This window comes from Acidovorax sp. 69, from assembly GCF_002797445.1.
Lineage (GTDB): Bacteria > Pseudomonadota > Gammaproteobacteria > Burkholderiales > Burkholderiaceae_C > Acidovorax.
In genome coordinates, this window is record NZ_PGEP01000001.1 from 2,798,169 (window position 1) to 2,820,668 (window position 22,500).

The window sequence follows — 22,500 nt, forward strand, 5'->3', positions numbered from 1 at the left end:
GCCAGAAAGGAGAATGTGCAGCACCTCCAATTCATCATTTTGATAGCACTCAGCGCTTTATCCATATGCACTTCAAGCGCAATGGGCATGTCATCTGCACGCCTTTTCTCAAAATGCAGCCGCAGCCACTCAGCGCGGCCGTGCCAACGCCAGGCCGGGCGTGTCCAGGTCCGCGCACAGGATCTGGCCGTGCGTCGAGTCGGTCACATACACCTCTCGGCGCGCTTCTCCGCCGAAAGCCAGGTTGGTGGTGGAGGACCCAGCGGGGCCGCGCAGCACATATTCCGGCTCGGCCCGGTGGTTCAGCACCCACACATAGCCCAGGCCCGGGTTGGCCACCAGCAGGCGCCCTGCCCCGTCCACCGCCAGCCCATCGGGGCCGCTGGGGCCGTATGAAGTGAAGAACTGCCCCACCTTGGCCACGCTGCCATCGGGCAGCAGCGGTACGCGCCACACGCAGTTGCCACGCGTCACGGCCAGATACAGCACGCGGCCATCGGGCGACAGGGCCACACCGTTGGGACTGGGCACGTTGTGCAGCAGCAAATCGAGCTGACCATTGGGCCGCAGGCGGTACAGGCGACCACTCGGGTCGTGCAGGCCGCTCTGGCCCTGGTCCGTGAAATAAAGATTGCCTTCGGCGTCAAAGATCAGGTCGTTCACGCCCTTGAAACGCTCGCTGTTGCGGCGCTCCAGGTACGGAGTGACTTTGCCGCTGGCCACATCGAGCTGCATCAGCCCGTTTTTGTAGTCAGTGATGAGCAGCGTGCCAGCATCCATGAACTTCATGCCATTGGGCTCGCCGTCGTACTCGGCCACCAGCGCCCACTCCCCTTGCGGATTGATGCAAAAGACACGGCCCCAGGGGATGTCGCTCACATACAGGTTGCCGGCGTCGTCGAACACCGGGCCTTCCAGGAACGAATCGGTGATGGTGCCGCCCCGGTTGGCGTCGGCCCAATCGCTGCGCTCGCGGCGGCGAAAGCGCTCGGGCATGGAGGTAAAGACATCGAGGTCACGGACCTCAGGGGCTTGCAGCAAAAACATGGTCATTCTTTCATTAGCAAACCGTTCACGCTGAGCTTGTCGAAGCGCCGCGCAAGGCTTCGACAAGCTCAGCCCAAACGGATGTTTCAAGTGCAAAGATGCTTGCTCAAAATAGCCTGGAGGCGGTGGGGGCGGCATCGAAACCATACAGCCGCTCCGGGTTGTCGACCAGGATGTGGTTCATGGCGGCGTCGCTGCCAGCCCAGGCTTGTAGCAAGTCCACCAGCGCTGCATCGTTCACGGTGCCGGGTGCCTCGGTGGTGTGCGGCCAGTCGCTGCCCCACACCAGCCGGTCGGGTGCGGCCTGCACCAAGGCCTGGCCCAGCGGCAACGTATCCGCAAAACTCGGGCCATGCACCGTCGAGCGCATGTACGCGCCCGAGAGCTTGACCCAGGTATTGCCCCCATCCAGCAGGCCACGCACCACGCGGTAAGCCTTTGCAGCCGGGCCTTCGGCCGGGTCGATGCGGCCCAGGTGGTCGATGACCAGGGGCACAGGCAGGGTGTGCAACTGGGGGGCGAGCGCGATGAGTTGCTCAGGGTGCGCAAAGATCTGGATATGCCAGCCCGCGCACGCCGGGTGCTCCGCCACCTTGCGCGCCAGCGTGGCCAGCATGGCGGGCGTGGTGGTGCCCCACGATTGGGGCGAGACGAAATTGACGCGCAGCCCGCGCACACGGCGTGCGGCCAGGCGGCTCAGCTCTTCGGCACTCACGTCGTCACCCACCACGGCGACGCCGCGCGCAGCGTCGCCCAACTGGTCCAGCGCATCGAGCGTGCAGGCGTTGTCGGTGCCGTAGGTCGATGGCGTGACCACCACCGTGCGTGTGGTGCCCAGGCGCACCTGCAGCTGCCGGTACACCGCCACGGGCGCCACCGGTGGCGTGCGCGGCCAGTGGGCTGACGGCGCAAAGCGCGGGTCAAAGATGTGCATGTGGCTGTCGCATGCACCGGGCGGCAACAGGCGCTGCGGGCGGTTCAGGCCCACCGAGTGCGGCACGGGCGTGATCAGCGCTGGTAAGGGCATGGCTCAGTCCAGTTTGATATGGCCCTTGCGCACCACCTCGCCCCACTTCGCGTCTTCCTTTTTGAGAAACGTAGCAAATTCAGCGGGTGCGGATCCGATGGGCTGGGCCCCCAGGTCGGCCAGGCGCTGCTTCACTTCGTCCTCCTTCAGCACCTCTTGCAGGGCCTGCTGCAGTTTGGTGGCCACGTCGGCAGGTACGCCCGCAGGCAGAAAAATACCGTTCCATTCATACGCTTCGTAGCCCGGAATGGCCGCCTCGGCCACGGTGGGCACATCGGGCAGGCGCTTGGAGCGCTCAGGCGCCGACACGGCCAACGCACGCAGCTTGCCGCCCGCCACATGCGGGTAAGTGGCGGCCACGGTGCCGAACATGAAGTCCACCTGGCCCGCGATCACGTCGGTGATGGCCGGGCCGCCGCTCTTGTAGGGCACGTGCACCATGTCCAGGCCCAGCCTCTGGGCCATCAGCTCGGCGGCCAGGCGCTGCACCGTGCCGCTTCCGCCCGAGGCAAAGTTGATCTTGCCCGGCTGCGCCTTGGCCTTGGCAATCAGCTCGCCCACGTTTTTGTAGGGTGCATCGGCCTTCACGATGAGCACATTGGGCGCCAGCAGCACCAGCGACAGCGGCTGCAGCGCGTTGGCGGCATACGGCATCTTGGGGAACAGGTGGGGGTTGATGGAATACGGCGTGGCGTCGTACAGCAGGGTGTAGCCGTCCGCCGATGCCTTGGCCACAAAGCTCGCACCGATGGTGCCGCTGGCCCCGGCCTTGTTGTCCACGATCACGCTGCCGCCGAGCTTGGCGCCCAGGCGGGTGGCGACCACACGGGCCACGGCATCGGCCGCGCCACCGGGGGCGTAGGGCACGACGATGGTGATGGGCCGCTCGGGGAAGGCGGCGTGGGCCACGCCAGCGGCCAGGGCGCAGGCGGCGATCAGGGGTTTGAGGAAGCGAAACATGCGTGTCTCCAATCAGTTCTAGGTTCTACAACAGGGCGGCTCAATCTGCTTTGAGATCGAGCGCTTTGGCAATCTGGCTATACGTCGCAGCTTCGCGGGCCACACGGGTCGCAAAGGTATTGCCACACACCGATTCGGCATCCATCCCCAGGCCGCGCAGCTTGTCGGCGGCCGATTCGCTCTTGGCAAAGTCGGCGGCGGCACGCTCCAGCGCCTGGGCGATGGGCTCGGGCAAGCCCGCAGGGGCCAGCACGCCGTACCACACGTCGGCAGCGTAGTTGCCACCACCCGCTTCGGCAAACGTGGGTACATCGGGCACCAGGGCCGAGCGCTGGGGCGCGCCCACTGCCAGCGCGCGCAGCTTGCCACTGCGGATCTGCGGCAGCACCGAACCCAAAGTGGCGAAGGAGCTGTCGAGCTGGCCGCCCATCAGGTCCGTCACCACCGGCGCGGCGCCCTTGTAGGGCACATGGTTGAGCTGCAGGCCCTGGGCGCGGGCAAACACCTCGGTCGCAAAGTGGCCCGAGCTGCCCACCCCGGCGGTGCCCGCCGTCACGCGGCCGGGCTCTGCGCGGGCTTTGCCCAGGTAGTCGGCCAGCGTCTTCACAGGCAGGCTGGGGGCCACCACCAGCACCGTGGGGCTGCTGGCCACCGTGCACAGGGGGCGGAAGGACTTCACCGCATCGAACTTGACGCGGCCCTGGTACAGCGCCGGAATCATGGTGTGGTTGGTGGCACCAAACAGCAGCGTGTAGCCATCGGCCGGGGCGCTGGCCACGGCCTGGGCAGCAATGATGGTGCCCGCGCCCGGCTTGTTGTCGATGATGAAGGGCTGGCCCAGCGCCTTGCTGGCATGGTCGGCAAAGGCGCGCGCCACTACATCGGTGGGGCCACCGGCGGCAAAGCCAACGACCAGCTTCACGGGCTTGTGGGGGTAGGCCATGGCGTTGGTTTGTGCCCAACCCGCACCAGACGCTATCAATGCAATAGCTGTCAGCGCTTTAAAAATATGCGCTACAGGCGGTTTTTGTTGAAACATCGTCAACTCCTTCAGTCCACGCGGATACCGCTGGTGCGAATCACCTCGGCCCACTTGGCGGTTTCGGTTTTCAAGAAAGCGCTGAACTCCTGCGCGCTGGAGCCCACACCCTGCACGCCCAGTTCGGCAAAGCGCTTTTTCATCTCGGGGCTGGCGACGATGGCGCGGGTTTCTGCCTCCAGCCGCTCCAGCACTGGGCGTGGCGTGCCAGCGGGAGCCAGCAAGCCGTTCCACTCGCTCACCTGAAAATGCGGCAGTCCTGATTCAGCCACGGTAGGCACCTGCTCCCAGCCTTCCACACGGCGCGGCGAGGTCACTGCCAGTGCGCGCAGCTTGCCGCTTTTCACAAACGGGCCGCTGGCTGTGGTGGCGCTGAACATCACGTCCACCTGCCCGCCGATCAAGTCGGTGAGCGCCGGGGCGCCGCCCCGGTAGGGGATGTGGGTGATCGCCACCTTCTGCCCCTGCTTGAACAGCTCGCCCGCCAGGTGCTGCGCGCCGCCGTTGCCCGCCGATGCGTAGGTGAGGTGGCCGGGCCGTGCCCTGGCGGCCTTGGCCAAATCAGCCACCGACTGGAAGGGCGAGTTAGCGGGCACGACCATGAGCAGCGGCACCTGCAGCACCAGCGAGATGGGTGCAAAGTCCTTGACCGCATCAAACGGCAGCTTGGGGAACAGGCTGGGGTTGACGGTGAAGGCCGTGGCATCGAGCAGCAGCGTGTAGCCATCAGCCGGGGCCTTGGCCACTGCCGCCGCGCCAATGGTGCCGCTGCCACCGGGGCGGTTGTCCACCACCACCGGCTGGCCCAGGCGCTGGCCCAGTTGCGTGGCCAGCAGGCGTGCAGTGTTGTCGGCATTGCCACCGGCCGGGTAGGGCACGACGAGCTTGAGGGGCTTGTCGGGCCAGGTCGCCTGCGCCTGCGCGGGCATTGCAGTCGCCACACCTATTGCTATCATAAATATAGCTGTCAGCGCTTTTCCAAAAAGCGCTGCAGGCCGTTTTGGCTTGAAACCTCTGTTCATGGGGATTGTCTCCTGATAGGGGCTGCGGGGGCCGCAGCCGTTGGTTCTGGCACAGGTCGGTGCGGACACCAGGCCCGGCAAGGCGGGCACACAACGCTGGTGTGCCCTGCCCTGCTTCATGTGTTCGTTCACTCGGTATCGCGCTACCTAGGCTCCCGCCGTTTCAGCCGCGACAGCGGCGACCGGAACGCGCGCCAGCACGGCCAGCAGGTTCTGGGCAGCGCCCACGCCCATGTTCACGTAGGCATCGCTCGTCACGCCGCCGATGTGGGGGCTAAGGACGAAGTGCTTCTCGCCCTGGAAGGGGTGGCCCGCCGCCATGGGCTCCACCGCAAAGCTGTCGAGCCCGGCCGCCATGACCTGGCCCGAGCGCACGGCGGCCAGCAGCGCGGCCTCGTCGATCAGGCCGCCGCGTGCCGTGTTCACCACGATCACGCCGCGCTTGCATTGCGCCAGCGTGGCGGCGTTCAGCAGGTTGCGGTTGTCGTCGGTCAGCGGGCAGTGCAAAGACACAGCATCGGATTCGCGCCATATCGTTTCCAGGTCCACCGCCTGCACGTACGCGGGCAGGTTTTTGGCAAACGGATCGAAGCCGATGACGCGCATGCCCAGGGCGTCGGCCATCTTGGCAAAGCGCAGGCCAATGGCGCCCAGGCCTACCAGGCCCACAGTGCGGCCGCCCAGCTCCAGGCTCTTGTGCGTGGCCTTGTCCCAGTGGCCAGCGTGCATGCGCGCATCGAGTTGCACCACCGACTTGGCGCAGGCCAGCAGCAGCGCCAGGGCCTGCTCGGCCACGGCGGCGGCGTTGGCGCCCACGGCGGCCACCACCTCAATGCCACGGGCCTGGGCGGCCACCTTGTCGATGGTGTCAGTGCCGCTGCCATGCTTGGAGATGACTCGGAGCGCGGGGGCCGCGTCCATCACCGCAGCGCCCACCTTGCCGTAGCGCACGATGATGGCCACCGGGTTGTGGCGCTGGCACAGGGCCACCATGTCGTCTTCGGTGGGTGTCTTGCCTGCGTAGACGATCTCGTAGCCTGTGAGCAAGTCGAGGGCTTGTTGCGCCAGGTCGGCGCCCGTCACGATGATGGTTGGGGTCACAGCGATTCCCCTTCCTTCAGTACGCCCGCAGCGCGCAAGGCGGCGGGCAGCCATTTCGATGCAGTGTCACCACGGGCAATGGCTTCGATGCGGGCGGCTTCGTCGGCCACCTTCTTGTCGGCCAGGACCAGCAGCGCGGGGGCTTTTTCGCGCTCGATGACGACCACGCCATCGGCGTCGCCCACCACCAGGTCACCCGCATTCACCACGGCGCCACCGGCGCTGATGGGGTGGTTGATGCGGCCGGGCACGTACTTGGTGGGCCCTGCGGGGTTGAAGCCCGCGCTGAACACGGGGAAGTCCAGCTCCAGAATTTCCAGCTTGTCGCGGATGGCGGCGTCCACGATCACACCCGCCAGACCGCGCTTCTTGCAGGCGCTGAGCATCAGCGTGCCCATCAGCGCGGCAGTCTGGTCGCCCTTGCCGTCAATCACCAGCACATCGCCCGGCTGGGCCAGAGCGATGGCGGCGTGGATCATGAGGTTGTCGCCGGGGCGCACTTCCACGGTGAAGGCGGGGCCGGCCACCTTCATGCTCTGGTGCACAGGCGCCACGCGGCCATGCATGGTGCCGCGGCGGCCTGCCACGTCGGCCAGGATGGCGGCCTGGTAGGTGGCGGCTTTTTGCACCACGTCGGCACTCACACGGTCGATGCTGCGGATGATTTCGGGGAGTTGGCTCATGGGGGAATCCTTGATAAAGAAAGCGGGAGACGGCGCACCAGATCGATGCCAACGAATGGACGGGGGCTTCCAAAGGGCCCATGCAGCGGCGCTGCCGGCCCCAAAAAGCGGCAAAGAACGCGGTGGATGAAAAAAGGCGGAGGCAAGCGCGCCGAGCGAGCCGCCCCCCCTGGCGGCTGTGTCAGTCCAGGCTGGCGCCCGAGTCCTTGACGATCTTGGCCCAGCGCGGCACCTCGGCGCGCAGCAGCGTGCCGAACTGCTCGGGCGTGCCGCCCAGCACATCGCCACCTTCCGACTTGAGCTTGTCGGCCACATCGGCCTGCTGCAACGCCTGGTTGATGGCCTTGTTGAGCTGCGCCACGATGGGCGCGGGCGTGCCGGCCGGAGCCAGGATGCCAAACCAGGTCACGGCCTCAAAGCCCTTGTAGCCCGATTCCGCCAATGTGGGCACGTCAGGCAATTGCGATGAGCGTTTGGCCGAGGTGATGGCCAGCACTTTGAGCTTGCCGTTACGCACCTGCCCCAGCAGCGTGGGCACCGAAGACATGTACAAATCGATCTGCCCACCCACGAGGTCCGTCATGGCTTGCGCCGCGCCCTTGTAGGGGATGTGGCGCAGCTGGATGCCTGCGGCGTTTTCGGCCAGCTCGCCCGCCAAATGGGCCACAGTGCCGTTGCCTGAATAGCCCAGCGTGAGGGCGTCGGGCTTGCCCTTGGACGCAGCCACCACATCGGCAAAGGTGTTGAAGCGCGAGTTCGCGGGTGCCGCCATCACGATGGGCGAGGACGACACCAGCGCCACGGGCACCAGGTCCTTGATAGGGTCGTAGGGCAGCTTGGCGTAGAGCGAGGGGTTGATGGCCAGGTTGCTGGTCTGGCCCATCACCAGCGTGTAGCCGTCGGGGGCCGACTTGGCCGCCGCATCCACGCCCAGGTTGCCACCCGCGCCAGGCCGGTTGTCCACGATCACGCTCCACTTGTGCTGGTCGGTGAGCTTTTGCGCCACCGTGCGCGCAATCATGTCGGTACCGCCGCCGGGCGGGAACGGCACGATGAGCCGGATGGGTTTGTGGGGGTATGCGGCCTGCGCCAGGGCGGCGCCGATGGGCAGGGCCGCCGAGGCAAGGCCCAGGAGGGCAGCGCACAGCTGTGCGCCCATTGAACGCGAAAACGATGAAAGCACTGGCATGGATTTGTCTCCGTTATGGTGGTTCGTCACGCCGTTGTGCAAGAGTGTTCAAGCCCGGCGCCGTGGGAGCGACTTTACGCAACCGTTTCAACCCATACAATGCAGTTGCACACAATGAAACGAATTGCACCATGAGCAACCGCCCCGCCCAAACCCTGCATCCCGCCCTGCCCAAGGCCCCGGAGCCCCCCGGCGCTGCCGCCGCAACGGCCACCAAGGACACCGGTGGGGTGATCGCCGTCACACGCGCACTGCAGGTGCTGGAGGCCTTTGCACTGGGCGAATCAAGTCTGCCGCTGGCCGAGCTGAGCCGCCGCTGCGGCCTGCACAAGACCACCGTGCTGCGGCTCGCGCGCACGCTCGCGCAGTCGGGCTTCATGGTGCAGCGCGAGGACGGTGACTGGCGCCTGGGCCCCGCTGCGGGCTGGCTGGGCGCGCGCTACCAGGCAGGGTTTGACGTGCAGAACGTGCTGGAACCCGCGCTGCGCGAACTCACGCACGCCACCGGCGAGAGCGCCGCTTTCTATGTGCGCGAGGGCCAGGTGCGCACCTGCCTCGTGCGCGTGGAAGGCCCGCAGGCCCTGCGCCACCATGCGCGCATGGGCGAAGGCCTGCCGTTGGACAAAGGCTCGCCGGGCCGCGTGATCCTGGCTTTCTCCGGCGAGCCGGGCAAGGCGTACGAAGAGATTCGCAAGAAGGGTTACCACTGGTCCATTGGCGAGCGCGAACAGGGCGTAGCCACCGTGTCGGCGCCAGTGTTCGGGATGCACTGGCGGCTGATGGGGTCGGTATGTATCTCAGGGCCCGCATCGCGCCTGCCCGCCGACAAGCTGGAGGCGCTCGCGCAGACGGTGGTGGCCGCAGCCACCCGCCTGTCCTACGCGCTGGCAGGCAACACCGGCGCACCACCACAGAGCCCGGTGCGCGCCACCCAATGGCATCCGTGATACATCGCAACACCACTGGCATACCCACAAGCCGTCAGACAACCACAAGCCCCAGGAGACCGAAGTGAGCCGCTACCCTTTTCCAGACCTCAACACCCTGCCCGACGACATCCGCACGCGAATTGTGGAAGTGCAAGAAAAAGCGGGTTTCATCCCCAACGTGTTCCTCGCATTTGCCCGCCGCCCAGCCGAATGGCGCGCCTTCTTTGCGTACCACGATGCGCTCATGCTCAAGGAGGATGGCAGCCTGACCAAGGGCGAGCGCGAGATGATCGTCACCACCACCAGCGCGGCCAATCAGTGCCTGTATTGCGTGGTGGCACATGGCGCCATCTTGCGCATCTACGAGAAGAAGCCGTTCATAGCCGACCAGGTGGCAGTGAACTACCTTAAGGCGGATATCAGCCCGAGAGAGCGGGCCATGCTCGACTTCGCGATGAAGGTGTGCCAGAACGCCCACGAGATCGACGACGCGGATTTCGAGGCCCTGCACCCCCATGGTTTCGATGACGAGGACATCTGGGACATCGCTGCCATCACGGCGTTTTTCGGCCTGTCCAACCGCATGGCCAGCTTTGCAGGCATGCAGCCCAATCCAGAGTTCTATCTGATGGGGCGTGTACCCAAGGCCAAGCCTGCGGCCTGATCGATACCATGCACGCCGCAGCAACGATCTGGCTTTGGGTGCTGGCCGCCCCTGTGGTGCAGGCCGCAGGGTTTGGGCCGCCGGAGGGCACACTGCCCATTCACCCTTTGCCTGTGACCGTACCCGCTGGCGCGTTGTCGCCGTTGTGGTACGCCTCCCTCTTTCGCGAAGAGCCCAGCACTGGGGCGACGCCCACTTACTACCTGGGTGCAGGCGTTGTGGGCTCACGCCTGCCAATCCCCGACTCGCCGGGTGCTACGGCCTGGCAAGTGGTAACTACCGCAGATTGCGTGCGTCTGGAGCCAGTACCCACCGCACTTCTGCACACCCCTGCGGTGCAGGCAGTGCTGGTGCAAAAGAATCCTCTTCCTATGGAATGCGCTGCCGCCTTCGAGGGCAGCTGTACCAGCCGTGACGGAAAACTGCGCATCACCACGGCCTTCGACGGCCGTCGCCGCGCAGCGCGGGTGGGTGGCGGCTTCTTTGGCACCGAAGGCACGATCGACACCACGTTCTACACGGGTGTGCGCACGCTCAGCATCGAACACCTGCCCAGCCGTCTTGTGCTGCGCATGCAAGAACGCCTGAACAACGCCAACGGCTACAGCGCGCCGCAGACAGCCATCCGCTACTTGCCAGAGCTGCAGCGCCTGCTGCTGCTCGGCGCCTCCGAGGCGCGTGGAATGCCGCTGACGCACTGTGTGGCCCTGCCCCCCGGTTGACGGGAGTGACCCTGCGGTCGAGGACCTGGCGAGGCCCGCGTTGCTCACGCAGAACGGGGTATCACGTTGACCGGGTGCTTGATCTGTCCATGGACATGGCACAACGCCTGGCCGACAAGCCGCGGCGCCTCAGACTGGCAAGCCGGCATCGTCTTGTGGCACCCAGGGTTGCTGCGCTCGCCACTGGTCCAGCCAGCCCGGCACCTGCTGCGCAGGCATGGGCCGCGCAATGCCATAGCCCTGGCCCAGCACACAGCCCATGGCCAGCAGCTTGCGGCCGTGGGCCACGGTCTCCACGCCCTCGGCAATCACCTTGCGGTTGAACGCCTTGGACAGGCCCACCACGCCTTGCACAATGGCCAGGTCATCGCGGTCTTCGAGCATGTCGCGCACAAAGCTCTGGTCGATCTTGAGCAGCTCGGCGGGCAGTTTTTTCAGGTAGGTCAGCGATGAATAGCCCGTCCCGAAATCGTCCAGGGCAAAGCGCACGCCCAGTTCAGCGCACGCATGCATCAGGCCTGACACCTGGGCCATGTCCTGCAATGCGCTGGTCTCCACAATCTCCAGCTCCAGCGCCGACGAAGGCACCGAGGGGTGCGCCTCCAGCGCCTGGCGCAGCTTGTGGACAAAGTCATCCTGCTGCAGCTGCCTGGAGAACACGTTGACGCTGACTGGCATGCGCAGCCCCGCCTCCAGCCACTGCGCCATTTGCGACAAGGCCATGTCCAGCACCCGCTCGCCAATCGCAATCGCCATGTCGTGGTCTTCGATGACCGGCAAAAACTGGCTGGGCGCCAGCAGGCCGCGCTGCGGATGCAGCCATCGGATCAGCGCCTCCATGCCCACCACCTCGCCTGTCTGCATGTTGACCTGCGGCTGGTAGTACAGCACCAGCTCCCGCTGCGCAATGGCGGTGGCAATCTGCTCCAGGCTCTCGCGCTTGATCCGGATGGCCGCATCGCTGGCCACATCAAACAGGTGGAACCGGTTCTTGCCCGCCTGCTTGGCCAGGTACATGGCCTGATCGGCATGGCGGATGAGCTGCTCCGAACTGGAACCATCCTGCGGGTAGATGGTGACGCCGATGCTGGCAGACACCTGCAGGGACTGCCCGCTTATCTGCAACGGCTCGGCCGCCAGCTGCAACAGCCGCAACAGCAAGGGCTCGCAGTCGTGCTCGGCCGTCAGGTCGGTCATGACGGCTACAAACTCGTCCCCGCCAATGCGCGCCAGCGTGTCGCCATCGCGCAGCGCCGACCGCAGACGCTTGGCAATCGCCACCAGAAACTCGTCGCCCGCCGCATGGCCGTAGCGGTCGTTGATGTCCTTGAAGCCGTCCAGGTCCAGAAAGGCCACCGCCAGCGACTTGTTGCGGCGCACGCAATGTGCCATGGCCTGCTGCAGCCGGTCAGCCAGCAGCACGCGGTTGGGCAGACGCGTCAGCATGTCAAAGTGCGCCACCTCGGCCAACTGCTCGTTGATGCGGCGCATTTGCGCGTTGGCGGCCTCCAGCTCGGCCTGGCTGCGCAAGCGCTCTGTGATGTCGCGCACGATCATGCTGCTGTATTGGCGGCCCTCACTGTCCCCATAGATGCTGGAGCTGATCTCGGCGGTGAAGTGGCTGCCATCGCCACGCACCATGGTCAGCAACCCAGCGGCCTGACCCTGTCTTGCGCGCTGAATCAACAACTCCTGCAACCTGGAGTCGGTGGGGTCCGCCAGACCGGTGCGTCCACGGGTGATGATTTCCGCCTCGCTCAATCCGAACAGTCGGCAAGCTGCCTGATTCACAGCCAGCACCGTGCCGTCGGGCGAGGTCAGCAACACGGCATCCATGCTGTTATCAAACAGCGCCTTGAACTTGAGTTCGCGGTCCTGCAACTGGTATGTCAGCTTGCGCCGCATGGTGATATCGACAAACGTGACCACGATCTTGTCAATCTCTCCACCTGGCTTGAGCCAGGGGTCTGCTCGGCACAGCACCCAGCAGATATCCGCATCTTTGGAGTGGACGATGCCCACGACCGACCCCTTGACGGGTTCACGGGTCGCAAGCACCCGCGAGGCGGGGTAGTCGGAGACCGGCATGACAGCCCCCTCCTCACTCACAAAGGACCAGGCCGGGTCAATCAGCTGCTTGCCGGTCATCTGCTCAAAGCTCAGACCCAGGAGGTTGCTGGCCTCGGCGTTGCACCGCACCACGGCGCCCGTCGCATCGTGGATGACCAGGCCGGTCATCAGGTTGTCGATGAGCGAGCGCTGCTCGGTTTCGCTGTCGCGCAGCACTTGTTCCACCACCCGCCTTTGCTCTTCGGCTTCGCTCTCGCGACGGGCCAAGCGCAGAGACACAAACTTGATGAACGCCAGCAGCAGCGCGGTCAGCGCCAGGGGGGTGTCGATGCTGCGGGCCCACACCTGCCAGAACCGGCGCTCGGACTGCCCCACAAACACCGTCACCGGAAACTTGTCGAGCCGATGGAACAGATTGATGAAGTTCTGCCCATTCAGCAGTGCATTAGGCCCTTCCACCCGCCCTTGCACCGGGAACTGTTGCTCGGTCAGATACCGGCTGAGTGCCCCGGCGCGGCGCGTGCCGTACACCTCATCCTTGGTGACTGCGGCGGGCACGGGGTACCGGGTCATCAGGTAGCCATCGTCACGCAGCACGCCCACCGTCAGCTGCTGCACCAGCGGCGCGTCTTTCCAGAGCGACTCCAGAAAATCGACGGGGAACACATCGGTCAACACCGCCCGGGCCTGGCCCTGCGGGTCGCGCAGTACATAGCGCAGGGTGAACACCCAATCCGGGTTCAGCGCATCCCGCTGCGGGCGGCCCAGGTAGATGTCGCGTGCGGCCTGAGCATCACGCAAAAAATCCTGAAAGCTGGGTTGGTCCGCCAGGCTGGGCAACCCACGCAGACTTGGCGTGTGGGATGAGGCCAGCAACTGGCCATTCATGTCGCTCACGTAGATTTGGCTGACTTCAGGGCGGTGCTGACGGTAGTCCGCCAGCAGTTGCTGCACCTGGGCCAGGTTGTCGATGCCACCAGGCGAAATCGCGATGGTCTCGGCCAGGCCGAGCATGCCCGCGCGTTTGGAGAGAAAGAAGGTGTCCAGCGTCCGCGTCAGGAGCACCAGGTTGGACTGCATGTGCTGTTCTTCACGATCTTTGACCTGTCCCCATTCGTCAAAGGCGTACAGGCCAACCATGAAGAGAACCGACGCAATGACCAGATTGATCACCTTGTTGATGCTGCTGGCAGCCGCGCTTGCTTGGATGGTTGAATTCATTCAGAAAGCACAAAACAGCACGTCGGTGCGGTGTTGGAAACCCCCTCCCCGGCTTTATTCGTGTTCTTCTTTCCTCACCCAAACCATCCTAACAGGTAACAAAAAGAACGAGGGGGTGAAAGAGAAGGCGTTGCATTGGGCCGGTGATGTGCGCGCACGGCTCCATGCCGCGGTGCAGGGGCGGGCAGGATCGTCGGCTACCGCCGGGCCTCTGGGAAAGCAGCGAAGTGGCGCGGGTGCTGTGCGCTGGCCGGGGATCGCCTTTTACCCTGCCGTAAAACTGCTGGGGTCAACTAAAAAATACTATATTTTTGATAGCAATAAAGACATATGACACTGGCGCTACCGGCCAAATACCCCCAATAATCCGCCCCCCGCCAAAGGGCTCAGGAGCCAGTGCGGAGGGTCAGCCGGCAGTCACCAGCGCCCGCATCCAGTCGGGCAACGCCACAGCCTTTTGCTGCGGAAAGTCCACCCAGATGGTGGTGGCGCCTCCAGCAGCGCAGATGACGCCCGGTTGGTCCGCACGTTCCATCGTGCCCCAGGTCTCGAACGTGGTACGGCCCGGGTCACTCACATAGAGCTTGAGCAACACATCGGCCGGGTATTCGAGCTGCTTGTAGAAGTTGCAGAACGCGTTGACGATGACAGGCCCTTGGCCGGTGGGATCGGGGTTGCAGCCCACCGACACCATCCAATCAATGCGCGCGGTTTCCAGGTAACGGAAGTACACCGTGTTGTTGACATGGCCCATCGCATCCATGTCGCCCCAGCGTACCGGAAAGCGCATTTCATAGACCAGCGTCTTGATCTCAGGGATTTCGATCTTCATACGTGCGTCGCACCGCGAGGATCAGACTGCAAAACCATCGTCGGCTGCAATCACTGCACCATTGATGAAATGGCTCTGGTCACTGGCCAACATGATCAACAGCGCATCGAGGTCCTCGGGACTGCCCACGCGCTTGCGGGGCAGCATGGCTACCAGCTTCTGGCCCTGTTCGGTCTGCCAGTGGTGGTGGTTGATCTCGGTATCAATGTAGCCGGGGCAGATCGCATTCACATTGATGCCGAACTTGCCCCACTCCATCGCCATCGCCTTGGTCATCTGCACCACCGCCGCCTTGCTCATGCAGTAGGCACCGATCTGCGGCAGCACCTTGAGCCCCGCCATCGAGGCAATGTTGATGATGCGCCCGCCTGTGAAGCTGCCCGGCGCCGCACCGCGCGAGCGGGCCAGCATGCGCTTGCCCACCTCTTGCGCCACAAAAAATGCGCCCTTGACGTTGGTGTCGAAGATGAAGTCATAGTCCTCGGGCGTCACGTCCTGGATGCGCTGCGTGGTGCTCACGCCCGAGTTGTTGACCAGGATGTCAATGGAGCCCATCTCGGTCTCGGCATGTGCCACGGCGGACTTGATGGAGTCGTGGTCTGTCACGTCGAGTTCAATCACATGGGCGTCCCCGCCCTCGCCTTCGATGCGCGCGCGCAGTTCCTTGAGTTTCTCGATCCGGCGACTGGCCAGCACCACCCCGGCACCTGCACGCGCCAGAGTGCGCGCGAACTGGGCGCCCAGGCCGCTGGAGGCGCCGGTGATGAAAGCCACGCGGCCGGACAAGTCGATGCTGTATGCCATTTAGAGTCTCCCTACTGATCAAAATAGAACGGTCGTTCGATTGTCTATATTCCGTGAATACAATCAGTCGCCAGACAGACAGGGCATTGCACCCGGCTCTGTAGACAATCACCCATTATCAAACGCCCGACGAGACGCTCATGACCCACGAAGAAATCCTCGCCCAATATGGCCCCCGCGAATCCATGGAATACGACGTGGTGGTCGTCGGCGGTGGCCCTGGCGGCCTGTCCACCGCCATCCGCTTGAAGCAGCTGGCGGCAGAAAAAGGCCAGGATGTCTCGGTCGTGGTGCTCGAAAAAGGCTCTGAACCCGGCGCACATGTCCTCTCGGGCGCCATCATGGACCCCAAGGCACTGACGGAACTGATCCCAGACTGGAAAAAACGCGGCGCGCCGCTGAACCAGCCCGTCACCGACGATGCGTACATCTTCCTGTCGGAAAAATCGGGCGTCCGTGTGCCCAACATGTTCCTGCCACCGTTTGCGCACAACCACGGCAACTACATCATCAGCCTGGGCAACCTGACCAAATGGCTGGGGGAACAGGCCGAGGCACTGGGTGTAGAGATTTTCCCGGGCTTCACGGCCGCCGAAGTGCTCTACAACGACGATGGCTCGGTCAAGGGTGTCGCCACCGGCAACATGGGCATCGGCAAGGATGGCGAGCCCACCGAGAACTTCCAGCTCGGCATGGAGCTGCTGGGCAAGTACACCGTGTTCGCCGAAGGCGCACGCGGCCACCTGGGCAAGCAGCTGATCGCACGCTACAAACTTGACCAAGACCGCGACCCGCAGAGTTTTGGCATCGGCGTGAAAGAGCTGTGGGAGATCGACCCCAAGAAGCACCAGCCCGGCTTTGTGATGCACACCGCTGGCTGGCCCATGGAGAACGACACCTACGGCGGCGCCTTCCTGTACCACCTGGAAGACAACAAGGTGGCCGTCGGCTTCGTGACCGGCCTGGGCTACACCAACCCTTACCTCAGCCCGTTTGAAGAATTCCAGCGCTGGAAGACGCACCCGAACGTCCGCTACTACTTCGAAAACGAAAAAGGCGAGATCACGGCCAAGCGCCTGTCGTACGGCGCGCGCGCCATCAACGCCAGCGGCATCAACGCGCTGCCCAAAACCGTGTTCCCAGGCGGTGCACTGGTGGGCTGCAACGCCGGCTACCTGAACGTGGGCCGCATCAAGGGCAGCCACGCCGCCATCAAGACCGGCATGCTGGCTGCTGAAGCAGCGTATGACGCGATCGTGGCCGGACGCCAGCATGACGAACTCAAGGCCTACCCCGAAGCCTTTGAAAAGAGCTGGCTGCACACCGAGCTGAACAAGGACCGCAACTTCAAGAACTGGTTCAAGTACGGTCTGACCACCGCCACGCTCATGAACGGTTTTGAGCAGTTCGTGTTGCGCGGCCACATTCCCTGGACGCTGCACCGCGACAAGCCCGACCACGCGTATCTGAAGCCTGCGGCCGAGTGCAAGCCCATCGTCTATCCCAAGCCCGATGGCAAGCTCACGTTTGACCGCCTCTCCAGCGTGTTCATCAGCAACACCAACCACGAAGAGAACCAGCCAGCGCATCTGACGCTCAAGGACGCGAGCGTGCCGGTGAACATCAACCTGGCGAAGTACGCGGGCCCCGAGGCGCGCTATTGCCCAGCAGGCGTGTACGAGTTTGTGCCAGACACCACCCAGGGCGGCGATGCCCAGCGCCTGCAGATCAATGCGCAGAACTGCGTGCACTGCAAGACCTGCGACATCAAGGACCCGACGCAAAACATCGTGTGGGTCACACCCGAGGGCGGCGGTGGCCCGAACTACGCGGGCATGTAAACATCAAAAATCATAGCGCGTAGCGTTGGAAGGGCCTGCACTGCAGGCCCTTTTTTATTGAAAACCCAGGCGCAAGCTAGCCCGCGAACAGCGGCAAGTCGGCCTTCTTGAGCGTGCGCAGCACAAAGCTGGAACGGCTGTGCCGTATGCCCTTGATCTTGTAGAGCTTCTCGCGCAACAGGCGCTCGTAATCGCGCGTGTCTTTCACCACGATACGCAGCAGGTAGTCATAGTCGCCAGAGACCAGATGCGCCTCGATCACCTCGGGAATGCTGGCCAGGGTTTCGCCAAACTTTTCGAGCGTGTTGTCAGAGTGGCTGTCGAGCGTGACCTGCACCAGCACGGTATCGGCGAGGTCCAGCGCCTGTGGGTTGATACGCACGGTGTAACCCTGGATCACCCCTGCCTCTTCCATCTTCTTGATACGCCCCCAGCACGGAGAAGGGCTCAGGCCGACCGCTTGGCCAATCTCTTGCAGGCTGGCCCGTGCATTACCTTGCAGCACAGCGAGAATTTTTCTATCCAATCGATCCATTGGCCTGATTATTCACAACAATATCGATTGACAGAAAATTATTCTGCAATTTACGGAAATTGCGTCAATTTCAGCAAATCCATCTCCACCCTGCGGCGCATACTTCTCACATCAAGGCGCTCTTACCGGAGCGAACGAACTGACAAGGCCCCGGCTGGTTACCGCCAGCACGGGGCCCTTGGCATTTTTCACGCCCCAAGCAGGACTTGCGGCTCATCAGACGAGGACGCACAGCGTGTGCCCAGCAGCACCCAAGGCATCACGGGTGTCACCAATGCAACTGTGGCGGCACTTCTGCACAGTTAATAAGCACGCTTACCAGCACAAACCCCGATGCCTGCAAGCATGCTGCACCGCGATAATTTGGGGGAGGCTGTGGCCCGCAGACACCCATCTCCAAGCGGTGCGCGAAGACCACGCCTGGCCCGAATCAACAGGAGACACCATGCAATTGACCAAACTCGTCGTCGGCCTGAGCCTTGCGCTCGGCTTTGTGGCCACCGCTGCCGCGCAAACCACCATGCGCATCAGCATTTCTACTGCCCAGAATTCTCACCAGGGCGTGGCCATCGACACGTTTGCCAAGGAAGTCGAAAAGCGCACGGGTGGCCGCTACAAGGTTCAGACCTTCTACAACGGCGCTCTCGGCGGTGAGCGTGAGTCGATTGAAGCGGTGCAACTGGGCACCCAAGAGCTGGCGTTCAGCTCCACCGGTCCTATCCCCAACTTTGTGCCCGAAACCAAGATCCTGGACGTGCCCTTCCTGTTCCGCGATAAGGCCCATGCCCGTGCCGTGCTCGACGGCCCCATCGGCCAGGAGATGCTCACCAAGTTCGACGCGAAGGGCTTCAAGGCGCTGGCCTGGGCTGAGAACGGCTTTCGCCACATGACCAACAGCAAGCGCGACGTGAAGGAGCCCGGCGACTTGAAGGGCCTGAAGATGCGCACGATGGAGAACCCCGTGCACATCGCTGCGTACAAGGGCTTTGGCATCATCACCACGCCCATGGCCTTCCCTGAAGTGTTCACAGCCCTGCAGCAAGGCACCGTGGACGGCCAGGAGAACCCCCTGCCCGTGATCATCTCGGCCAAGTTCGACCAGGTGCAAAAGCACCTGACGCTCACCGGCCACGTCTACTCGCCCTGCATTTTTGTGATGAACAAGGCATCGTTTGACAAGCTCAGCGCCGCCGACAAGCAGGCTTTCGTCGATGCCGCCAAGGAAGGCACCAAGGCCAACCGTGCCCGCGTGGACGAAGACGATGCCAAGGGCGTGGCCGACCTGCGCGCCAAGGGCATGACGGTGATCGACAACCCGGACAAGGCCAAGTTTGTGGCAGCCCTGGCACCCGTGAATGCCGAGTTTGAAAAGCAGTTCGGCAAGGCGGCACTCGACAAGATCCGCGACGTCAAGTAAAGCCGCCCACCGCTACTATCCATTTGGTAGCAAATAACGCCCGTAGCCAAAGCGCTACCGGGCGTTTTCTCATTTTTAATTTTGAACCACCGACCGCCCATGGTTGCCACTGCCCCATGAAAAACGCCTTTCTCACCTTTGAGCGTTGGACCACGTTCATCGCCATGCTGGGCGCCTGCGCCATGCTGGCCGTGTCGGCCTCGCTGGGCATGTTCCAGATCATCACGCGTTTTGTGCTCGAACAACCCGCCGAATGGACCGAAGTGCTGATCCGCTTCAGCCTGATCTGGATGGTGTTCCTGGCCATCCCCGCCGCCTTCCGCCAGGGCGCGATGGTGAGCGTGGACGTGCTGTACCGCTGGAGCCCGCCCAAGATACGGCGCGTGCTGGACTGGGTGGTTTCGCTGGCGGCACTGTCGCTGATCGGCATCATCATCTGGTGGGGCTGGGATTACGCCCAACGCGGCGGCGTGCAGAGCATGGCGGGGCTGGAATCCGTGTCCATGTTCTGGGCCTATCTGGCCATGCCTGTGGGCGGGCTTTTTTGTATTGTCGGAATCATTGGCAACCTCATTGATCCTTTGCGCATGGAACTGGAGACGGCCCAATGACCGCAGTGATGATTTCAACGATGGTGCTGTGCTTTGCACTCACCGTCTCGGTGGCTGTTTCCATCGGACTCGCCTCCATCCTGGGTATCCAGGCGTCCAACGCCAACATGCTCATTTCGGTCAAAGAGATGTTTGGCGCGATCAACAAGTTTCCGCTGGCCGCCATCCCGTTCTTCATCCTGGCAGGTAACCTGATGGAAACCGGCGGCATCTCGCGCCGTCTGGTCGAATTTGCCAAGAGCATTGTGGGTGGGGTGCAAGGGGGCCTACCCATGACCTGCGTGCTCACCTGCATGATCTTTGCCGCCGTGTCGGGCTCTTCGGTCGCCACCACGTTTGCGATTGGCGCCATCCTGATTCCCGCGCTCATCAAGCACGGCTACCCCACCAGCTATGCGGCTGCGCTTCAGGCTACCAGCGCTGAACTGGGCGTGATCATTCCGCCCTCCATCCCCATGATCCTGTACGGCGTGAGCGCCGAGGTGTCGATTGGTGAGCTGTTCATCGCAGGCTTCGGCCCGGGCCTGCTGATCAGCGGAGCGCTGATGTTCTTTGTCTGGGCGTATTGCAAATACAAGGGTTGGGGCAAGAACGACGGCGATGGCCGCATGCCCTTTGGCAAGGCCACGCTGCAGGCCGGCTGGGCGCTGCTCATGCCCGTGATCATCCTGGGCGGCATCTATGGCGGCGTTTTCACCCCCACCGAAGCATCGGCCGTGGCCGTGTTCTACGCGTTGGTGGTAGGCGTCGTGATCTACCGCGAGATCAAGATCAAGGACCTGTTCGCCATTCTGCGCAAGTCGGCCCTCTCGTCGGCCGTGATCATGTTCATCATCGCCAACGCTGGCTTGTTTGCGTTCCTGATCACCCGTGCCGGCGTGCCAGATGCCATTGGCCGCTGGCTGGAATCCGTGCTGCAGTCACCCGCCCTGTTTTTGCTCGGTGTCAATGCTGCGCTGTTCGTGATCGGCATGTTCATCGAGACCAGCGCGGCCATCATCGTGCTGGCCCCCATCCTGGCGCCCGTGGCCATGCACTTCGGTATTGATCCTGTGCACTTCGGTCTCATCATGGTGGTGAACCTGGCACTGGGCATGATCACGCCGCCCTTCGGTGTGAACCTGTTCGCAGCCTGCACGGTGGCCAAAATTTCGCTGGACCGGATCATCAAGCACCTGCTGCCCTTTGTGGGCGTGATCTTGGTTTGCTTGTTGATCATCACCTACATTCCCTCGATTTCACTGGCACTTCGTGATCTGGTCTACGCGAAGTAGCTAGAATCGCCCGGTCAGGAGAGAGCGCCAGGCCCCCATAGGCCATGGCGCCGCCGAAGGCGCAGGCAGCAGCCAAACGCTCAGGCAAAAGGACTGACAACCGCCCGCAGTGATGCGGGCGTTCCCTTGCTGGAGAGAGATGACCCCCACACGACAACTGTGCGCGAGGCCATCCACCGAAGGAGCAAACCGCACGGCCAGCCAGGGCGCTGCGGTGAATCTCTCAGGTAAAGCGGACAGCAGGGCAAATCCCGTGATCATGTTTTATGGTCGCGGCCCCCATTTGCCCGGAGTCCGCCATGTCAGCCACCAATGCCCCCCTGCTCACCACGCCCCTGAACGCCCTGCACATGGAGCTGGGCGCCCGCATGGTGCCGTTTGCTGGCTATTCCATGCCCGTGCAGTACCCTGCAGGCCTGATGGCAGAGCATGTGCACACCCGCACTGCGGCGGGCTTGTTTGACGTGTCGCACATGGGCCAGCTCAGGCTCATCGGCGCCGATGCCGCCACCGCTTTTGAATCGCTGATGCCTGTGGACGTGATAGACCTGCCTGTGGGCAAGCAGCGTTACGGCCTGTTGCTCACCGACGAGGGCACGGTCATCGACGACCTGATGTTCTTCAACCAGGGCGTAGTGGATGGCGAGCCGACCCTGTTTGTCATCGTGAATGGCGCCTGCAAGGTGGGCGACATCGCCCACATCCAGGCCCGCATCGGCCAGCGTTGCAAAGTGGTGCCCATGCCCGACCACGCCCTGCTCGCACTGCAAGGCCCGCAGGCCGTCACCGCCCTCGCCCGCCTGTCACCCGGTGTGGAAAAGCTGGTGTTCATGACCGGCGGCGCGTTTGACATTGCAGGCTGCGACTGTTTTGTGACGCGCAGTGGCTACACCGGCGAAGACGGCTTTGAAATCTCGGTGCCTGCCGCCCAGGCCGACACCCTGGCGCGCGCCCTGCTGGCCCAGCCCGAGGTCAAGCCCATTGGCCTGGGGGCCCGCAACTCGCTGCGCCTGGAGGCGGGCCTTTGCCTGTACGGCAACGACATCGACACCACCACCACGCCGCCTGAGGCCGCTCTGAACTGGGCCATCCAGAAGGTGCGCCGCACCGGTGGCGCGCGCGCGGGCGGCTTCCCCGGTGCCGACAAGGTGCTGGCGCAGATCGACAACCCCGCCAGCCTTCAGCGCAAACGCGTAGGCCTGGTAGCGCTGGAGCGCGTACCCGTGCGTGAACACACCGAACTGCAGAGCACCGACGGCCAGAAGATCGGCGAAGTGACCAGTGGCCTGCTGGGCCCCACGGTGAACGAGCCCGTGGCCATGGGCTATGTGGCGCCCGCCTTCGCGGCCATGGGCACGCGCGTCAACGCCATCGTGCGTGGCAAGCCGGTGCCCATGGAAGTGCGCGCCCTGCCCTTTGTGCCCGCCAACTACTTTCGCGGCTGATTTCGCCAGCGGGCGCGCACAGGCACGGCCCGCGCCCGCTACATTGCTGATTCCTTTATTTACCCGT

General features: G+C 63.7%; 21 protein-coding genes and 2 riboswitches. Of the genes, 9 read left to right on the forward strand and 12 right to left on the reverse strand.

Going from position 1 to position 22,500, the window contains the following annotated elements; genetic code table 11:
* Window positions 1-129: 129 nt before the first annotated feature.
* From CLU85_RS12790 to CLU85_RS12825, 8 genes are all read right to left on the reverse strand, one after another.
* Complete coding sequence (locus CLU85_RS12790) at window positions 130-1,047, reverse strand: SMP-30/gluconolactonase/LRE family protein (protein WP_100412529.1); 918 nt, start codon at window positions 1,045-1,047, stop codon at window positions 130-132.
* Between the two features lie 106 nt (window positions 1,048-1,153).
* A complete protein-coding gene (locus tag CLU85_RS12795; protein ID WP_100410590.1) occupies window positions 1,154-2,074 on the reverse strand; it encodes an amidohydrolase in 921 nt (306 codons plus the stop codon).
* Window positions 2,075-2,077: 3 nt separating this feature from the next.
* Window positions 2,078-3,034: a tripartite tricarboxylate transporter substrate binding protein gene (locus tag CLU85_RS12800; RefSeq protein WP_100410591.1), complete on the reverse strand. Its 957-nt coding sequence runs from the start codon at window positions 3,032-3,034 to the stop codon at window positions 2,078-2,080.
* A gap of 40 nt (window positions 3,035-3,074) precedes the next feature.
* Entirely contained in the window at window positions 3,075-4,073 is a 999-nt protein-coding gene (locus tag CLU85_RS12805; RefSeq protein ID WP_100410592.1) for a tripartite tricarboxylate transporter substrate binding protein, read from the reverse strand.
* A gap of 11 nt (window positions 4,074-4,084) precedes the next feature.
* Window positions 4,085-5,029, reverse strand: a complete 945-nt coding sequence (locus tag CLU85_RS12810; protein WP_100410593.1) for a tripartite tricarboxylate transporter substrate binding protein — start codon at window positions 5,027-5,029, stop codon at window positions 4,085-4,087.
* Window positions 5,030-5,242: 213 nt separating this feature from the next.
* Complete coding sequence (locus CLU85_RS12815) at window positions 5,243-6,196, reverse strand: NAD(P)-dependent oxidoreductase (protein WP_100410594.1); 954 nt, start codon at window positions 6,194-6,196, stop codon at window positions 5,243-5,245.
* Window positions 6,193-6,879, reverse strand: coding sequence for a methyltransferase (locus CLU85_RS12820; RefSeq protein ID WP_100410595.1), 687 nt, complete (start codon window positions 6,877-6,879; stop codon window positions 6,193-6,195). Before CLU85_RS12820 ends, CLU85_RS12815 begins: the two co-directional genes overlap by 4 nt.
* 181 nt (window positions 6,880-7,060) lie before the next feature.
* A complete protein-coding gene (locus CLU85_RS12825) occupies window positions 7,061-8,068 on the reverse strand; it encodes a tripartite tricarboxylate transporter substrate binding protein (protein WP_100410596.1) in 1,008 nt (335 codons plus the stop codon).
* Between the two features lie 131 nt (window positions 8,069-8,199).
* Here CLU85_RS12825 and CLU85_RS12830 point away from each other — a divergent pair, with 131 nt between their 5' ends.
* The 3 genes from CLU85_RS12830 (at window position 8,200) to CLU85_RS12840 (ending at window position 10,383) form a co-directional block, all read left to right on the forward strand.
* The gene (locus CLU85_RS12830) at window positions 8,200-9,015 is read left to right on the forward strand and encodes an IclR family transcriptional regulator (protein WP_232727818.1); all 816 of its coding nucleotides are present in this window, start codon (window positions 8,200-8,202) and stop codon (window positions 9,013-9,015) included.
* A 64-nt stretch (window positions 9,016-9,079) separates the two neighbouring features.
* A complete protein-coding gene (locus tag CLU85_RS12835; RefSeq protein WP_100410597.1) occupies window positions 9,080-9,661 on the forward strand; it encodes a peroxidase-related enzyme in 582 nt (193 codons plus the stop codon).
* 8 nt (window positions 9,662-9,669) lie between these two features.
* Window positions 9,670-10,383, forward strand: coding sequence for a hypothetical protein (locus CLU85_RS12840; RefSeq protein WP_100410598.1), 714 nt, complete (start codon window positions 9,670-9,672; stop codon window positions 10,381-10,383).
* A 129-nt stretch (window positions 10,384-10,512) separates the two neighbouring features.
* Here CLU85_RS12840 and CLU85_RS12845 read toward each other — a convergent pair whose 3' ends face one another.
* A complete protein-coding gene (locus CLU85_RS12845) occupies window positions 10,513-13,626 on the reverse strand; it encodes an EAL domain-containing protein (protein ID WP_198509186.1) in 3,114 nt (1,037 codons plus the stop codon).
* Here CLU85_RS12845 and CLU85_RS23000 point away from each other — a divergent pair.
* The gene (locus CLU85_RS23000; protein ID WP_198509187.1) at window positions 13,610-14,008 is read left to right on the forward strand and encodes a hypothetical protein; all 399 of its coding nucleotides are present in this window, start codon (window positions 13,610-13,612) and stop codon (window positions 14,006-14,008) included. The two genes, CLU85_RS12845 and CLU85_RS23000, sit on opposite strands and share 17 nt — an antisense overlap.
* A 72-nt stretch (window positions 14,009-14,080) precedes the next feature.
* Here the strand turns inward: CLU85_RS23000 and CLU85_RS12850 are convergent, their stop codons facing one another.
* On the reverse strand, window positions 14,081-14,506 hold the full coding sequence (locus CLU85_RS12850; protein WP_100410600.1) for a thioesterase family protein: 426 nt from the start codon (window positions 14,504-14,506) through the stop codon (window positions 14,081-14,083).
* Window positions 14,507-14,527: 21 nt separating this feature from the next.
* Window positions 14,528-15,310, reverse strand: coding sequence for an SDR family oxidoreductase (locus CLU85_RS12855; RefSeq protein ID WP_100410601.1), 783 nt, complete (start codon window positions 15,308-15,310; stop codon window positions 14,528-14,530).
* 140 nt (window positions 15,311-15,450) lie between these two features.
* On the opposite strand from CLU85_RS12855, the gene CLU85_RS12860 reads away from it, so the two are divergent.
* Entirely contained in the window at window positions 15,451-17,151 is a 1,701-nt protein-coding gene (locus CLU85_RS12860; RefSeq protein WP_100410602.1) for an electron transfer flavoprotein-ubiquinone oxidoreductase, read from the forward strand.
* 76 nt (window positions 17,152-17,227) lie between these two features.
* Here the strand turns inward: CLU85_RS12860 and CLU85_RS12865 are convergent, their stop codons facing one another.
* The gene (locus CLU85_RS12865) at window positions 17,228-17,686 is read right to left on the reverse strand and encodes an Lrp/AsnC family transcriptional regulator (protein ID WP_100410603.1); all 459 of its coding nucleotides are present in this window, start codon (window positions 17,684-17,686) and stop codon (window positions 17,228-17,230) included.
* Between the two features lie 445 nt (window positions 17,687-18,131).
* Here CLU85_RS12865 and CLU85_RS12870 point away from each other — a divergent pair, with 445 nt between their 5' ends.
* The 4 genes from CLU85_RS12870 to gcvT all read left to right on the forward strand — a co-directional run bounded on the left by CLU85_RS12870 (window position 18,132) and on the right by gcvT (window position 22,433).
* A complete protein-coding gene (locus CLU85_RS12870; protein WP_100410604.1) occupies window positions 18,132-19,103 on the forward strand; it encodes a TRAP transporter substrate-binding protein in 972 nt (323 codons plus the stop codon).
* A 116-nt stretch (window positions 19,104-19,219) separates the two neighbouring features.
* Entirely contained in the window at window positions 19,220-19,714 is a 495-nt protein-coding gene (locus CLU85_RS12875) for a TRAP transporter small permease (RefSeq protein WP_100410605.1), read from the forward strand.
* The gene (locus CLU85_RS12880) at window positions 19,711-20,988 is read left to right on the forward strand and encodes a TRAP transporter large permease (RefSeq protein WP_100410606.1); all 1,278 of its coding nucleotides are present in this window, start codon (window positions 19,711-19,713) and stop codon (window positions 20,986-20,988) included. Before CLU85_RS12875 ends, CLU85_RS12880 begins: the two co-directional genes overlap by 4 nt.
* 13 nt (window positions 20,989-21,001) lie before the next feature.
* A riboswitch (glycine riboswitch) is annotated at window positions 21,002-21,086 on the forward strand.
* 21 nt (window positions 21,087-21,107) lie between these two features.
* A riboswitch (glycine riboswitch) is annotated at window positions 21,108-21,238 on the forward strand.
* Between the two features lie 49 nt (window positions 21,239-21,287).
* Entirely contained in the window at window positions 21,288-22,433 is a 1,146-nt protein-coding gene (gene gcvT, locus CLU85_RS12885) for a glycine cleavage system aminomethyltransferase GcvT (protein WP_100410607.1), read from the forward strand.
* The last annotated feature ends 67 nt before the right edge of the window (window positions 22,434-22,500 follow it).

Bases quoted from the DNA above. Each gene is read 5' to 3' on its own strand.
- CLU85_RS12790 (WP_100412529.1), bottom strand. From the start codon at position 1,047: ATGTTTTTGCTGCAAGCCCCTGAGGTCCGTGACCTCGATGTCTTTACC.
- CLU85_RS12795 (WP_100410590.1), bottom strand. From the start codon at position 2,074: ATGCCCTTACCAGCGCTGATCACGCCCGTGCCGCACTCGGTGGGCCTG.
- CLU85_RS12800 (WP_100410591.1), bottom strand. From the start codon at position 3,034: ATGTTTCGCTTCCTCAAACCCCTGATCGCCGCCTGCGCCCTGGCCGCT.
- CLU85_RS12805 (WP_100410592.1), bottom strand. From the start codon at position 4,073: ATGTTTCAACAAAAACCGCCTGTAGCGCATATTTTTAAAGCGCTGACA.
- CLU85_RS12810 (WP_100410593.1), bottom strand. From the start codon at position 5,029: ATGATAGCAATAGGTGTGGCGACTGCAATGCCCGCGCAGGCGCAGGCG.
- CLU85_RS12820 (WP_100410595.1), bottom strand. From the start codon at position 6,879: ATGAGCCAACTCCCCGAAATCATCCGCAGCATCGACCGTGTGAGTGCC.
- CLU85_RS12825 (WP_100410596.1), bottom strand. From the start codon at position 8,068: ATGCCAGTGCTTTCATCGTTTTCGCGTTCAATGGGCGCACAGCTGTGC.
- CLU85_RS12830 (WP_232727818.1), top strand. From the start codon at position 8,200: ATGAGCAACCGCCCCGCCCAAACCCTGCATCCCGCCCTGCCCAAGGCC.
- CLU85_RS12840 (WP_100410598.1), top strand. From the start codon at position 9,670: ATGCACGCCGCAGCAACGATCTGGCTTTGGGTGCTGGCCGCCCCTGTG.
- CLU85_RS23000 (WP_198509187.1), top strand. From the start codon at position 13,610: ATGACCAGATTGATCACCTTGTTGATGCTGCTGGCAGCCGCGCTTGCT.
- CLU85_RS12850 (WP_100410600.1), bottom strand. From the start codon at position 14,506: ATGAAGATCGAAATCCCTGAGATCAAGACGCTGGTCTATGAAATGCGC.
- CLU85_RS12855 (WP_100410601.1), bottom strand. From the start codon at position 15,310: ATGGCATACAGCATCGACTTGTCCGGCCGCGTGGCTTTCATCACCGGC.
- CLU85_RS12860 (WP_100410602.1), top strand. From the start codon at position 15,451: ATGACCCACGAAGAAATCCTCGCCCAATATGGCCCCCGCGAATCCATG.
- CLU85_RS12865 (WP_100410603.1), bottom strand. From the start codon at position 17,686: ATGGATCGATTGGATAGAAAAATTCTCGCTGTGCTGCAAGGTAATGCA.
- CLU85_RS12870 (WP_100410604.1), top strand. From the start codon at position 18,132: ATGCAATTGACCAAACTCGTCGTCGGCCTGAGCCTTGCGCTCGGCTTT.
- CLU85_RS12875 (WP_100410605.1), top strand. From the start codon at position 19,220: ATGAAAAACGCCTTTCTCACCTTTGAGCGTTGGACCACGTTCATCGCC.
- CLU85_RS12880 (WP_100410606.1), top strand. From the start codon at position 19,711: ATGACCGCAGTGATGATTTCAACGATGGTGCTGTGCTTTGCACTCACC.
- gcvT (WP_100410607.1), top strand. From the start codon at position 21,288: ATGTCAGCCACCAATGCCCCCCTGCTCACCACGCCCCTGAACGCCCTG.